General features: G+C 42.4%; 14 protein-coding genes. 3 read left to right on the top strand and 11 right to left on the bottom strand.

From position 1 onward, the window contains the following. Positions 1-11 precede the first annotated feature (11 nt). The 10 genes from mtnK to T546_RS0113560 form a co-directional block, all read right to left on the bottom strand. On the bottom strand, positions 12-1,241 hold the full coding sequence (gene mtnK, locus T546_RS0113605; protein WP_026892085.1) for an S-methyl-5-thioribose kinase: 1,230 nt from the start codon (positions 1,239-1,241) through the stop codon (positions 12-14). A 61-nt stretch (positions 1,242-1,302) separates the two neighbouring features. Then, entirely contained in the window at positions 1,303-2,319 is a 1,017-nt protein-coding gene (locus tag T546_RS0113600; protein WP_026892084.1) for an ABC transporter permease, read from the bottom strand. A gap of 1 nt (position 2,320) precedes the next feature. Continuing rightward, on the bottom strand, positions 2,321-3,832 hold the full coding sequence (locus tag T546_RS0113595) for a sugar ABC transporter ATP-binding protein (RefSeq protein ID WP_026892083.1): 1,512 nt from the start codon (positions 3,830-3,832) through the stop codon (positions 2,321-2,323). Positions 3,833-3,876: 44 nt separating this feature from the next. Next, positions 3,877-5,055, bottom strand: a complete 1,179-nt coding sequence (locus T546_RS23570; protein WP_051629836.1) for a sugar ABC transporter substrate-binding protein — start codon at positions 5,053-5,055, stop codon at positions 3,877-3,879. 469 nt (positions 5,056-5,524) lie between these two features. Further along, positions 5,525-6,001 (bottom strand): hemerythrin domain-containing protein, encoded by a 477-nt coding sequence (locus T546_RS0113585; protein WP_084326392.1) that lies wholly within the window; start codon positions 5,999-6,001, stop codon positions 5,525-5,527. A 2-nt stretch (positions 6,002-6,003) separates the two neighbouring features. Continuing rightward, entirely contained in the window at positions 6,004-6,558 is a 555-nt protein-coding gene (locus T546_RS0113580; protein ID WP_026892081.1) for a hemerythrin domain-containing protein, read from the bottom strand. A 4-nt stretch (positions 6,559-6,562) separates the two neighbouring features. After that, positions 6,563-7,168: a hypothetical protein gene (locus T546_RS0113575; RefSeq protein WP_026892080.1), complete on the bottom strand. Its 606-nt coding sequence runs from the start codon at positions 7,166-7,168 to the stop codon at positions 6,563-6,565. 25 nt (positions 7,169-7,193) lie between these two features. After that, positions 7,194-7,379, bottom strand: a complete 186-nt coding sequence (locus tag T546_RS0113570) for a DUF1858 domain-containing protein (RefSeq protein ID WP_024836401.1) — start codon at positions 7,377-7,379, stop codon at positions 7,194-7,196. A gap of 19 nt (positions 7,380-7,398) precedes the next feature. After that, positions 7,399-7,971, bottom strand: a complete 573-nt coding sequence (locus tag T546_RS0113565; RefSeq protein WP_026892079.1) for an anaerobic carbon-monoxide dehydrogenase catalytic subunit — start codon at positions 7,969-7,971, stop codon at positions 7,399-7,401. Positions 7,972-8,027: 56 nt separating this feature from the next. Then, a complete protein-coding gene (locus T546_RS0113560; protein ID WP_026892078.1) occupies positions 8,028-8,363 on the bottom strand; it encodes a cupin domain-containing protein in 336 nt (111 codons plus the stop codon). A gap of 111 nt (positions 8,364-8,474) precedes the next feature. Between T546_RS0113560 and T546_RS0113555 the strand changes: the two genes are divergently transcribed. Continuing rightward, positions 8,475-9,146, top strand: a complete 672-nt coding sequence (locus tag T546_RS0113555; RefSeq protein WP_026892077.1) for a Crp/Fnr family transcriptional regulator — start codon at positions 8,475-8,477, stop codon at positions 9,144-9,146. A 22-nt stretch (positions 9,147-9,168) separates the two neighbouring features. Here the strand turns inward: T546_RS0113555 and T546_RS0113550 are convergent, their stop codons facing one another. After that, positions 9,169-11,253, bottom strand: a complete 2,085-nt coding sequence (locus T546_RS0113550) for a glycoside hydrolase family 3 protein (protein ID WP_026892076.1) — start codon at positions 11,251-11,253, stop codon at positions 9,169-9,171. Positions 11,254-11,433: 180 nt separating this feature from the next. Between T546_RS0113550 and T546_RS0113545 the strand changes: the two genes are divergently transcribed. Both T546_RS0113545 and T546_RS0113540 read left to right on the top strand, forming a co-directional pair. Beyond that, entirely contained in the window at positions 11,434-13,233 is a 1,800-nt protein-coding gene (locus tag T546_RS0113545) for a sensor histidine kinase (RefSeq protein ID WP_051629834.1), read from the top strand. Beyond that, positions 13,230-14,774, top strand: a complete 1,545-nt coding sequence (locus T546_RS0113540) for a response regulator (RefSeq protein WP_026892074.1) — start codon at positions 13,230-13,232, stop codon at positions 14,772-14,774. The genes T546_RS0113545 and T546_RS0113540 overlap by 4 nt, the downstream gene beginning before the upstream one ends. The last annotated feature ends 61 nt before the right edge of the window (positions 14,775-14,835 follow it).

Here is a 14,835-nt window from a genome sequence, read left to right as displayed (position 1 = left end):
CCTCCCTTCCCCTAAGCCTCAAACTTGCCAATTGCTTCTTTGATGGCATTTATATAATCTGTTCCCTGTCGGAAGTTTTTCCGGTTCATAATATAATTTTTTGCCAGGGTAATTACTATCTTCTCGGCCCGGGCGCGTTTATCCTCATCTGAGATAGTAGTAATATCAATGACATTTGCCATGCCTACAATCCGGCGGATGGATTCAAGACCTGCCACTCCCGCAGTATCAGAAAGGATTCCTTCCAGATACCACTCTTTAAATCCCGGAACTTTCGCCATAATTTCCGTGGCATATTCATCAAATACCTGATTGTATTTTTCAATGAAAAGATCTATCACTTTTTCAATAACACTCAGGCACCAGCCGCAGAATTGTTCTTTTTCTTCTTTATCTTCTATGGTCGCATCACCGTGGCACCATGCAAAAAACATGTTTGCAACCACATTGCCGATATCGTAGCCCATGGGACCATAAAAAGCGAATTCCGGATCAAAGATAAACGTATGCTCCTTATTAATGAATACGGAACCAGTATGTAGATCCCCGTGAATCAGGGACTGAGCATTGTTCATGAAATCAAACTTAAGCTTTGCAGCTTCCAAATGAAGGGCCACATCTTCATAAAGCTCTTTTCTTACAAACGCTTCATTGGGAGGAAATACATTGTTTCTGTGGTTAAAATCAATAAAAGGCTCGCTGTAGACCAGATCTTCACTGATTTCACACAGATCCGGGTTAATAAAGCTCTTAACCAGTTCTTTTTTCTCCTTATGATTCATGACTACATCAGTGGTTCTAAGAAGAGAATTAACCAAAAAAGTGGTCACATGCTCCGCGAACTCCGGATAGATTTCATGGTTTAAAAGGCCGGTGCGCATCATGGTATGGCCGGTCATATCTTCCATGATCATCGCGCACATGGTACCGTCATATAAGTAGACCTTAGGAACCAGACCTGGGGCATAAAGCTCCTGAATGCCAAGAATCTTTGCCTCAATCCTTCCACGGTCTGTGGATATATGCATATCTGCCGAAATTCTAAGAGCCTCTCCCGCCTGCTTTACAATGATTGATGTTCCAGAAACAATATCCTTGACCCGGAAGACATAGTTTAAGTTCCCATCCCCAATTTCCTTACATTCCAGAGCAGCATCCGTATCAAAAAAGGAGAGCTTTTCCCGGACATAATCTGGTACTTCTTCCGTTTTCATTAAAAAATAGCTGTCAAATTTAGACATTACTGTCACCTTCCCCTGATATCATTCTATGGTTTTTTCCTACTGTTTTTTGTTCCCTTCCTTACACGTTCTTTGTTTTACCGCTGGCATAGGTCATGGCAAGAGCAACGGCAAGAACTCCGCCTTTTATGATATTCATGGCATAATAAGGAACCGACATCATAATCAGACCATTCTCCAGCATACCCACCAGTACTGCTCCTGCGAAGGTACCGAATGCATTGGCTTTTCCCGCCCCAAATACGGAAAAACCGATGTAAGCCGCACACACCGAAGGCATCAGATAGGCATCTCCTGCTGAAATCTGAGCCGTACCCACACGGGCAGCCAGGCAGATTCCGCCTATAGATGCAAAGGTTGCAGACAGGAAATAAGCCAGAACTTTATACCGTGCCACCGGAATGCCGGAAAGCTGTGCAGCCTCTGGATTCCCTCCTACCGCATACATGTACCTGCCGTGCTTTGTATAATTTAAGAAGAAATAAGCAAACAGCACCACGCAAATCATGATAATGATCAGCCACGGCTCCTTTCCAAGCCCTCTGAATGCCTCAGGAACAAGACCTGGCGCCTGAGTTCCGTTTGCCCGTGTCATTCTCTCTGTAATGGCACCTCCCCTGGAATAGGTCATGGATACTCCCTGATACATGAACATAACAGAAAGAGCTGCAACCATGTCGGGTATCTTAAATTTAACAATAAGGATGCTGTTGATTACAGCAACACTTAAGCAGATCAAAACAGTTAAAATAATGGAAACCCCAATATTAATATTGTGCCAGACAAAACACGTCATAACAAAGACATTGGCAAACTGCGCAGTGGCTCCAATGGATAGATCCATTCCGTTTACAGCCAATGCAAACGTAAGACCAATGGCTATGATTGTGGTTATGGATACGGAACGCAGTATGGTGATCATATTAGACTGGGTCAGGAACATGCTGGCACCTGCTTCCTTGCTCCAGTTTCCAAATGTAAACAGGATAAATATTATGACCATGGTCGCAATGGTACCCCATTTTGTTACAAAATCCCCTGCATTGCCTTTCTTTCTTACCTTCTCTGCCCCAGACATATCATCTACCTCCTGTCGAATAGTAAAGCAGTTCTTTTTCACAAGTATCTGCTGCTTTTAATTCCTTAATGATCTCTCCGTCATACATCACATAGATGCGGTCACAGATACTTAATATCTCCTGGAATTCGCAGGTTGCATAGATAATGCCCTTCCCTCTGGCAGCCAATCCCTCAATCAGCTCATACATGTCCTGTTTGGCGCCCACATCGATTCCCTTTGTCGGCTCATCAAAAATATAAACCTCTGAATCCTTGTTAAGCCATTTCCCCACTACAACTTTTTGCTGATTTCCTCCGGATAAAAGGGCTACCACCTGATGTTCAGACGGCGTCTTGATTCCAAGATCCTTAATCATGTTCCTGGCATCCTCTTTTTCCCGTTTCTTATTTACCACGGAGAAACGATTGGTGTATTTCTCCATGGCAGCCACGGAAATATTTGATACTACCGGGTCAGTAATCAACACGCCTTCTTTTCTTCGCTCCTCCGGTACCAGAGCCAGTCCATTCTTAACCGCCTGGGTGGGACTTTTCGCCTTGATTACATTCCCCCGCAGCTTCATAATACCACTTCCACGCTGGTAAGCAGAAAATAGGGTCTTGCAAAGCTCTGTCTTACCGGCACCTACCAGACCTGCCACGCCGACGATCTCTCCTTCGCATACCGTCATGGTAATATGCTTTACCTTACCTTCCTTCTCCGTTAAATCTTCTATCTCAAACAGCGGTCCGCCGATTTCGCACTTTTTCTTGATGTAATTATCTTCATAGCTGCGGCCCAGCATATACTCCACAAGAGTATTGACCTCCAATTCCCTGGTCAGAGGCAGCTCTGTTACCAGCTTACCATCCCGCATTACGGTAATACTTTCACAGATTTCGTAAAGTTCATTTAGCCGGTGAGAAATAAATACCACACCTACATTCTCTTTTGCCAGATCTTTAACGACCCGGAATAATTCTAAAGTCTCAGAATTGGAAAGGGGAGCTGTCGGCTCATCAAGAATCAGAAAACGGCATTTTTCCACCACGCACCGGGCAATTAAGACCATCTGCTTTTGTGCCAGGGTAAGTGAAGATACCTGTTTGTTAATATCCACATCCACATTAAGCTTCTTTAAAACCTCTCTGGCCGCCTGTCTGACCTCTTTCCAGTGTACCATCTGCTTTTTTCCCATTTTATTGACCAGGGTGTTGAACATTACATTCTCTGCCACGGTCAGATAAGGAATCAACGCTGTGTCGACCTCCTGAAATACGATCTCTATTCCAAGATTCTTTGCGTCTTTGGGGCACCGGATTTCCACCGGTTCCCCTCCAACGTAAATTTGTCCAGTATAATGCGTGTTAACTCCGGCAAGTACTTTCATCAGGGTGGACTTACCAGCGCCATTGGCACCCACGAGCGCATGAATCTTACCACTTGTCAAACTAAAATCAACTCCACTCAGAGCCTTTACCCCAGGAAATTCAATGGATATATCCTTCATTTCAAGTTTAATTTCATTCATGGCATCTCTTCCTTAAATATGTAATAACAATCGTTGTCTTCCTTCTATTGTACATAAAGACCTTTTATAACATCGGTATATAAGGCTCCCTTAGGATCTTCTGCATTCCCCCAGCCTTTGATGATCTTTCCAAGATCATTCATGGTGGTATCCGCGCTTAGCTGTGTGGTCTCAATGTTATTGGCATCCAGATCAAAGTAATCCGGTGTTTCAGATCCAAGAAGCTTTAAGGCAAGCAAACGGGTATCTACGATTCCAATGAGTTTTGGATCCACAGCTGCCGTAGATTTCCACACCTTTGGATTCTTTACCATAAGCTGGATATCATCGTTTGAAACATCAATGGTATACATAGGAATATCGGTACGGCCTGCATCGTTTAAAGCCTGCAATACCCCTTTTGCAAGTTCATCGTAGCAGCCCCAGATGGCATCCACAGAGCCTTCCGGATATTTTGGAAGAATCGCAGCCGTCTTGTTTGTCATATCACCTCTTGCATTGGCTGAATCAGAAGGAGCAATTACCTCTAACGTCTTAATCTTTCCCTCTCCTTCCAGCCTGGTATAAATCTCATTGCGTCGGTCAAGAGGAGGAACTCCAGGTCCCATAAATGTTTTAAGGACTTTCATAGGATATGTACCGCCTTTGGCTTCAAATTCCTTCATCATGAAACCAAGAGAAAGCTCTGCAAGTGCCTGATCATTCTGAGCCGTAGAGGTTACTCCCTCTAAAAGAAGTCCATTGGCATCACCGCCCTGGTATGGCATGGTGTCAAATGTTACTACTGCCATTCCTTTTTCTCTTGCAGGCTTCAACATATCATAAGAATAGGAAAGCTGCCCATGAGATACAATGAGGCCGTCATAGTTCTTTGCAATCACCTGTGCGACTGTTTCCTGCGCCTTTGCATCATCCCCATCTGTTACAAAGGTATCAACGGTCCAGCCAAACTTCTTGCCTTCTGAAACACAGCCGTCGAGAAATTGCTGGGTATGGTCGCCTGCTGCCAGGTTTCTTACAACTGCAACCTTTTTGCCTTTCAGAGAGCCTGAAGCCTGAGCTTCAGAAACCTTCTGAGCTGCCGTTGTGGTTTCTTCTGTTTTGGAAGCTTCCGTTTTCTTCTCAGGAGATGCTGCCGCAGTCGCTCCAGTTGTCCCACTACTGCAGGCAGTTGCAGAGAAAACCATGAGTACAGCAAGGACCATTGCAATCTTTCTTTTCATAAAATAAACCTCCTTAAAATATAAAAATAGTTTTTTGCTCCGGACACACCCCGTTATGTCCTTTCTGTTGAAATTGTAGCACATCGTTTTTGCTTTTGCAATATTTTTATTTACTTTTATGTTTTTATTTTGTTTTTATTTTTGTTTTATATGTGTTTTGTGTTGTTTTATACCGTTTTATACCAAAAACTAAGCAATATGCCATTTTTTCATATTATAATCTTTATAAATCCATATGATTCAATAAAAGAATCAATCAAATTCGCCCTATTGTTATTTGTATTACCCCAGAAAGCCAAGGAAAACTTTACCAATATGTCCATATGATTAATATCACAGCCAGTTATGATAAGATTTATTTTACGCGATAAAAGAAAAAAACAGCCATAGCGTAACCTAAATCCTACGCACTGACTGCTTTTTATCTTTTATATTTGTCACAACTATCAGATGTACTAGATCATAACATCTATTTCACCAAACGATATAAACCGCTTTCTTCCTTCTGCATGCGAGTCTCAATGGCTCTTATGATCTTATCCGCTTCTATGTAAAAACCATCCTTTTCTGCCATGATCTTAAACTTTGTATTGAAGCCTTCTTTAAACTCTGTAAAAACAGACATGAGATTTCCCATTTCCTTCTGGTATTCGTTTGCCATGGTTACCAGCTTTTTATCGTTGGACTGAAGAAAGGAAGGATACAGATACTGGTCCTCTGAGGATAAATGTATTTTAAGCTTTCCCGCCAGACTGTTAATATGAAGTGCAATTTCCGCCGCATCCTCCTCTAAATCCCGTTTCTTACAGAGTGATTTTAAAATATTCAGTTCTTCCAAGATCCGCTCATGCTGATCCATATAATGCTTTAATTCCATGGTTCGTGCTCCCTTCTTTTGTATGTTCCAATAACAGACAAGACGGCCTGCATTCCCAGACCGTCTCATAATTATTGCTGATTTAACTTCTCATGGAGCCAGTTTAAGTAATGATCCCGGACTCCATCTCCGTCTGCCTGCTTCTCGAAAGATTCTGTTTGTTCATCCACTGCCTTTTTGTGCTCTTCGGTAAGGGAACGAGCCGCAAAGGTGTAAACCACTTCATCCTCTTTCTCTATATGGCGCTTTAATAAGGCGCCGTAACCAACTGCGTTGGAAATGATATCCAGCTTGTAGTCATCAAGGGGATTCTTTTCGTATTCCTCAACTGCTTTTTCCAGCTCAGAAAGATAGAGTCTTCCAAAATCATGTTCTACCAGCATGCCATTGCGGATTAATTTATCTGCGACAGGGCCCATATTGTCGAGCATGAACTGAAAGAGGATTTTTTCTTCTTTTCCATGGTGATGCTTGTCCGCGTAATTTCTACCAAAATCAACGCATTCTCTTAAAAGCTTGCCGTTGACTGGTTCTCCGTTTAAGATACCGGCACAAATCTTTCTTAAATAAGCAGTAAAATCCAGAATGTTTTCATGCTCTTTCATTAATAAGTCAATTCCGTACATAGCGTCATCTCCTTAATTCGTACACCTGATCTTCGATTTGGCTAAACTGAATTTTGGAATCCTTTAACATTCCTTTGATCAGAGCCGCTCTTAAGGTGTAGTAATGCTTCACGTCACCGTGAATCATGTTCCAATAAATTCCATGAATGTCCTGAGCCTGTCTCCAGACCACACGGTCCTCAGAATCTTCGACCATAGCATTTACATGGTCACAAGGCATTCCGTTTAATAGTCTTGCATCTAAGGCATCAAATGCTTCTCTTGCGGAAACGCCCTGCTCCACCGGGCTTTCTTCTCCCAGCTTACAGATAGCTTCTTCCATATCAGTAAGAACATTGGCATCCGCCTCAAGTACTTCGGTCACAGCATAAGCAAGTCTGTTCTCTACAAGGCTTACTCTCTCCTGAAGCCAGCCGTGGATATTACCTGTATCCACAAGATCTTCCAGGTTTCCTTCCGGAAGTGTTCCGTAACGATTATCCGTCTTCTCTCTTAAGTCACCAGCCAGACCCTTTTCCTTTGCTAAGTCTAACACCGCATTTGCCATTGCATCCTGAAATTTAATTTTGTTATATAACCAAATATGAATCGGTCCTAAAAAAGCGCTCATCCTGCTCCTCTTTTCTCTCTTAGATTTAGATATTGTTCAGCTTTTCAATTAAGCCGTCTGCATCAAGTCCGTGGACCATGCAAGCCTCTTCCAAAGATTCCATCTGGGAAGAAGGGCAGCCAAGGCAGTGCATCCCGCAGCTCATTAATACTTCTGCAGAAGCAGGGTTCATTCTTAATACTTCTCCGATTGTCATTTCCTTTGTTATCATAAAAAATTCCTCCTAATTATTATTTATTGTCCAAAAGTTCCATACATATAAGATTTACTTCTCCCAGCTCAAGTGCCACGGGAAGAAGCTGTTCCATGGTCAGATCATAGCTGATCATACATAATGCTTTGTAGAAGAAATGATTCACCTTCTCATCCTCATATCCAAGTGCCCGCGCAAGGGAAGCATTGGCTGCCAGTCCCTTTACTCCCAAAAGAATGGTGGATTGTAACGACCGGACATCCGGATCCTCATTCCAGATTTCCTTCATATCTACATCAGAGGTGTTTCCGCAAACAGAAAGGCAGGTGCTGCAATTAGGGGCTACCTTTCGCTTTTCCTCACGGACCCTGCGTATTATATTCCTAAGACCATCATCGCTTGTATTGTTTACGGTAGCAAACAGCCCTTCTATCAAAATGCCTGTCGTCATGGGAAGCTTCTGATGCATTCCACAGGATTTGGCAAGACCAATTAATGCGCCGGTCAATTCATCCCTTAGCTTCATGGAGTCAGCAGATATTCCCGATGCTTTCATTTCTTCCTTGCCTCTTTCTTTGTCGCCTTCATTCTCACTCTGTATCCATGACATCCTGCTATCCATCTTCCTACTATGACCTCTCTTAATTCCTCTTTTATCTGATTCGTCTAAAAAACCACGACCAGCATCATCTTAAAGCTTTCCTCGGCATATACTGCGTGAGGCTTATTCGCCGGCATGACTAAGGTCTGGCCTGCGTCAAGTATATATTCCCTGCCATCCACTGTAAACTTACCAGTACCTTCCAGCACGGTAACCATGGCATCACCCTTTGATTCATGGGTGCTGATTTCTTCGCCTTTATGAAAAGCAAACAGTGTAATGCTGACTGCTTCATTTTGTGAAAGGGTTTTGCTAACGATCTGCCCCTCTTGAATCTGAACCAGACCAGACAAAGTCACGACTTCTTCGTGTCCTATATTTTTCAGGATTTTTTCTGACATATGGCCTCCTCCTTAAAATCTCTTGCCTTTACATGGAAATTATAATATAATATCTACAACAATTCGGTTGTTATTACAACATTTTAAAACTTTTTTGAAAGGACGGGACGAATGCAGCAATATCTGCCTATTTTAAAAAAATCACATTTGTTTCAGGGCGTTACAGAAGAAGAAATACAGTCCATGCTAAGCTGCTTATCCGCCCGTATCAAGCATTATAAAAAGGATGAATTCATCATACACAGCGGTGATTACATCCGTTCCATCGGAATGGTGGTTTCCGGGGCTGCACTGATTATTCAGGAGGACTTTTGGGGAAAGCGGACCATTATTTCCGAAGCACTTCCCGGCAGCCTGTTTGCGGAGACTTATGCCTGTATTTCCTCAATTCCCATTGAGATGAGTGTAATCTGCGATACCGAATGCGACGTGATCTTTATGGACTTTAACCGCATTATGAACGTGTGCAGCTCTGCCTGCGCCTTCCACACAAGGCTCGTCCAGAACTTTATTTCTGCCATCGCAAAAAAGAATCTGCTTCTCACAAAGAAGATGCAGCACATGTCAAAAAAGACCATACGGGAAAAACTGCTTTCTTATTTGTCCGCAGAATCCATAAAGAGCAATTCCTCCACGTTTTATATTCCATTTAACAGACAGCAGCTTGCAGATTACCTTTCCATCGACCGGAGCGCTCTGTCCAGTGAGCTCAGTAAACTTCAGACCGAAGGAATTCTTACTTATAATAAAAACCAATTTACATTAAGCACATTTTCTGAATAACCGGAAAATGTGCTTAATGTATTTAAACCATATGAATGCTTCCTGTGAGACGAATATCTCTTGATGAACTTCCTACCAGGATCTCACAGCCGTTTTCCATTTCCTCCTGAATATGGAGCGTGACCTGCCTCTCCTCTCCCCTCTCTAAAAATATTTTTTCAAATCCAATCAGTTCCTTATAGAGGGAATCCTCATTCTTTTCACTGCGCTTATATACCTGTATGATTTCTCCACCTGCCACATGTCCGGTGTTCTTCACAAGACATAAGACTAAATCTTCTCTTCTGTCAATTTCCAGATTTCTATATTCAAAGTTTGTATAGGAAAGTCCATGGCCAAAGCAAAACCGGGGTTCAATTAGATATTGATCAAGATAACGGTATCCTACATATTTTCCTTCCTTATAAACGACTTTTTTATCTCCGACCAGCTCACCAAGGGCATATGCGGAACAGTTTTTGTGGGATTTATAAAATGTTTCCGGCAGTTTTCCAGAAGGATTCACTTCTCCAAGGAGCACCTCCGCCAGTGCATTACCACCTTCCATTCCCCCGTACCAGCCCCATAAAACCGTGTGGGCCTGATGAATCCAGGTCTCCATCTCCACCGGACTTCCGCCAATCATGACTACGATCGTATCCGACTTTGCTGCCAGCAGTTCTTTTATCAGGGTATCCTGCTCATAGGGAAGCTTCATATCCTCCCGATCCAATCCTTCGCAATCAAAGTCATGATTTAATCCACCGATATAGATTACCGTCTCATACTCTTTTGCAAGCCGAACCGCCTCCAGACGAAGCTCCTTTCTTTTCATTTCCAGTTTATCATTTTGGATCGCGGACAATGTTTCTGGGGCTCCGCTATCTTTTAGACTGGTCTCCTGCCAGTTCACCTGACCTTCTTCCATCTTTTCTTCCCGGCAGTATCCCTGGGCATAACCCAGGGTAACATTTCCTCCTAAATGAGATTTCAGTCCCATCAGTGGAGAGATTTCATACAATGCCTTGATTTCTGCACTTCCACCTCCGCCAGCATGTAAGCATTCTGCGTTCTCCCCCACCAGCAGCACGCTTTTTAATTCTTCTTTTTTAAGCGGAAGCCGATTCTTGTCATTCTTTAACAGAACTACCGACTCCCTTGCCACTTCCAGGGCTTTATTACGATGCCCCGGAGTATTGTAGGCTCCAGTTTTCCGTTCTCCGTTCAGCATATGAAGGCGCATCATCAGTATAAGAATGCGAAGCACTTTCTCATCAATAGCCGTTTCGCTGACCTCTCCCGCCTGAATCTTCTTTTTCAGTGGATCAGCCAGAAAATAATCATCAAAATCATAGGTAACAGACATTTCTATATCCAATTGGGACAATGCAGCCTGATTGGTATCATGAACTCCGCCCCAGTCAGAGATTACTACACCATCATATCCCCATTCTTCACGGAGAATCTTATGGAGAAGAAAATCACTCTGGCAGCAGTGCTCCCCATATAATTTGTTATAAGCCCCCATGATCGTGTAAGCTCCGCCTTTCGTTACTGCTTCGTAAAAGGCAGGCAGATAAATGTCTCTTAACACCTGCTCATCGATTTCCACATCCACCCACAAACGTCCCGTTTCCTGATTGTTGGCTGCAAAATGCTTCACACATGCTGCCACGTCCCAAAGCTGAACTCCCTGAATATAGGGCACTGCCATTTCTTTGGTCAGATAGGGGTCCTCGCTGAAATATTCAAAATTTCTTCCGCATAGCGGACTTCTTTTTATATTAACCCCAGGACCCAGAATCACATCTTTTCCCCGCCCTCTGGCTTCCTCACCAAGCACACTGCCCATTTCATAAGCCAGCGTCCTGTTCCAGGTTGCGGCCAATGCGCTGTTGCACGGAAGATAAGTCACATAATCATCGGAATGACCAATGGCATTCCAACGGTCCGGCTCAAATTCCTGACGTACTCCCATTGGTCCATCTGACATCTTAAGAGGCGGGATTCCAAGGCGTGGTACCCCTGCGGTCTGAAAAAGCTGTGCCCCATGTATCATACCGATTTTTTCATCAAGAGTCAGCTTCTTTAATAGTTCTTCCGCCCTTCTTTTGATCTGCGTTTTCATGGCCTTCCTTCCTTCTAAAATCCTCTCTTCATACACGATTATAAGCGAGAGTCCTCATGAAGCATACAGGTATAATTACAGATAAATTACGGAAAGAATTCGTGAGTTTTCATCTATTACTTTTATTTCCCGTGAAAGGTCGATATAATTAGAATAAGAAAAGAAATGGGGGGACTTTACATGGCTATCAAAAAAATATTTACAGCAATATCAAGAATTAAGGTACAAAAACAGCTTTCCATCATCTTTTTTATTGCTATTTTTATCCCTGTTATCTCTATCGGTAATTATCTTGTATACAATACACGCTCTTTGCTGTTTCGCCATTATGAAGATCAGTCCCGCTCCGATAATCTTAGGGTCAAGTCTCTACTCCTTGATTTAACCTCAAATATATATATAAAAGCGGAGTCCTTATCTTCCGATAAAGAATTAATCCAGCTATTAAGCACCGTTTATCCCTCACGGGATGACGCTGTCAGGGCAATAGAAAATTATAAGGGCTTTGAGACGCTTTTATCACAGGACATGTCAATCCAACAGATATCAATCTATACTCAAAACAACTCTCTGCCGGAAAGCAAATATATTCATCCAATGACACCTGACTTAAAAAAAGAGAACTGGTTTGAACAGGCTTATACGACCGTTACTCCTTTTTGGACCGCAGAAGCTGTCACAGATAATTTTGGCAATCACTCCCACATCTTATGTCTGCACACCAGAATCTTTCTCCCTCAAATACATAGCTTCGCAATCCTGAATTTATCTGTGAGCAACAATCATATTAAAAACCGAATTGAAAACAGCTCACTGAACACCGTTCTTTGGCTCAATGAGGGTGAAATATTTTATAGCAGCAAGAAACAGTCCATGGATCAAACACTAAAAACATATGCCACCGGTCCCAACGGGTCCTATCTTGGCAGTATCAATCTGCCGGAACAAAAAGTGATCGGCTGCGTATCTACCCTTTCTACTACATACTCCAATGACTTATTCTATCTGGCTTCACTGAATGAGAATGGATACCCATATATGAACAAGATCACTTGTCTTTATATTGGAATTCTCATACTGATTCTCTTAACCACCAGTGCATTCATCTACACCTACTCCCGATATTTCAGCCGCCGTATCATTACACTCCGCGAGACCATGCACAATGCAAGCCAGGGGAACTATAATATCATTGACACCTTTCATGGAGAAGATGAAATTTCTGAGGCATTTGCAGACTTAAATGCCATGATACACGATATTCTTCGGAAAGAAGCCTCTGTATATGAAGCTCAGATTCGAACGCAGCAGCTGACCAACCAGCAGCAGCAAATGGAATTTAAGATGCTCTCCAGTCAGATCAATCCCCATTTTCTCTATAACACCTTAGAGACCATTCGTATGCGGTCACTTAAGGCCGGTAATTTGGATGTGGCAAATGCGGTAAAGCTCCTTGGAAAATCCATGCGTTATGTACTGGAAAATACCACAAGCTCTTTCATCACTCTGGCAAAAGAGCTGGATTACATTGATACATATTTATCAATCCAAAAACTGCGTTTTCATGACAGCATCAACTATTCCTTAAAGACATCACCGCAGCTTAATTTAAATGAATATCAGATCATGCCACTTCTCCTTCAGCCGATCGTGGAAAATGGAGTTCTTCATGGACTGAAGGAAATGGAGCAAGGCGGAAAGATCATAATTCACATTATAAAAAAAGAAGGGAAGCTATATATCAAAATTTTTGACAATGGATGCGGTATGACACCGGAAGAGATTGCCGGGATAAAACAAAGCATTAATAAGCTGCACCGGGAATCATCAAAAAGAATCGGCCTTTATAATATCTATCAACGAATACAATTATATTATGGCAAAAATTTTGGTTTTCAGATAAAAAGCAAGAAGCATTGGGGGACCTTGGTAACTTTGATTTTACCAGCACAGGAATATAGTAGGGGGATGGGAGAATGAAGCTGTTTATATCCGATGATGAAATTGATGTAAGGGAAGGAATCAGGTATTTGCTTAACTGGTCGGAACTGGGATTTCATATCTGCGGTGAAGGCAAGAACGGACAGGATACCTTAGAGCAGATTATCAGGCTTTTACCGGATGTTGTCCTGCTTGATATCCGCATGCCCAAGCTTTCCGGCCTGGAGGTCATAAAAAATGCAAGAGAACAGGGTTTTAACGGAAAATTCATTCTGTTAAGCGGCTATTCTGACTTCTCCTACGCCCAGGAAGCTATCCGCTTTGGAGTGACCTGCTACCTTACGAAGCCCATTGATGAAGAGGAGCTTCAAAAAGCCGTTCTGGAAGCAAAGGAATCCATACTGAATGAACAGAATATGCAGAAAAAACTGTTGCAATACCGCGACAAAGCCAGAGATTCTATTTTACATGATATTATTTTCAACAAAACCAATGATTCCTTTCTGGATTATCACGATATGATGCTGGAGTCTTATATATATCAGGTTGTCTTATATGCAAATTACAACCAGGATTCCTTCCAGGCCACATGGGATTTTGCAGAAATTCTGCGGCTTGCAAATAAGAATCACAACTCTCTGGAATATTTAAAACAGGACCATCTGAATGTGATTATATTAAAAGGGAATTTTGCACTGAACCGGTTTCAGGAGCTGGTGGAGCATTATATCAGCCAGCCGCAAAAAGGTTCTCCTTTGGATTCCCTGTTCCTTACCTATGGAAGACCCGTTTATTCTGCAGAGCACATTCATAGTTCCTTTGAGGACGCACAATTTCTCATGAAGCGCAGATTCTTTTGTCATTTCAATCAGCATGTCCTGGGCTATATGGATTTACCTAAGGATTTTCCCACGTTGAATGCCAATGCCTTTATGGAGAACACCTACCCGGAGCAGATGGGAAACTACATTCAATCCGCTAACCGTCAAATGCTTCAGGAAGTTTTAGAGAAACTAAAAAAGGATCTCTATTATGCAGACCTTGAGGTTCCTATCGTAAAACATTACCTGGCAGATATCATGATTCAGGTAAAATCCATCCTCACACATACTTATGGGGGAATGGAGGTACCATTTCCAAACAATGCTGCTATTATCAGTACCATAGAAGAAAAATACTATTTATACGAAATACTGGATTTTTTTACGCTCCAGTTTGAAATGTGCATGAACGCCATCGGCTCTCCCACCCGTGAAAGTGTCATGGATGGCATTCTCCATTATATCCAGTACAATTATCAGGAGAATTTAAAGCTGGGAACCATTGCTGAGCTTTTCGGATACAACAGTTCCTATTTGGGAAAAGTGTTTCATAAAACTACCGGGAAGAGCTTTAATTCTTACGTCGATGAAGTCCGCATTGAAAACTCCAAGAAGCTGCTTTTAAATGAGGAAAATAAGGTTTATGAAATCGCTCTCCTTGCAGGCTATACAGACGTTAATTATTTTCATAAAAAGTTCAAGAAATATGTAGGTATGAGTCCTGCCGAATTTCGCAGGGGCTTATCCAAAGAAGAATAAGAAAGGGACATCGAGATGGAACGCTTCTCGATGTCCGCTTTTTTACCACTGTTTCTTGTCA

This window comes from [Clostridium] aerotolerans DSM 5434, from assembly GCF_000687555.1.
In the GTDB taxonomy this organism is placed as follows: Bacteria; Bacillota; Clostridia; order Lachnospirales; family Lachnospiraceae; genus Lacrimispora; species Lacrimispora aerotolerans.
Note: the sequence above shows the minus strand (reverse complement) of the source record. Positions and strands in the feature narration are given on the sequence as shown.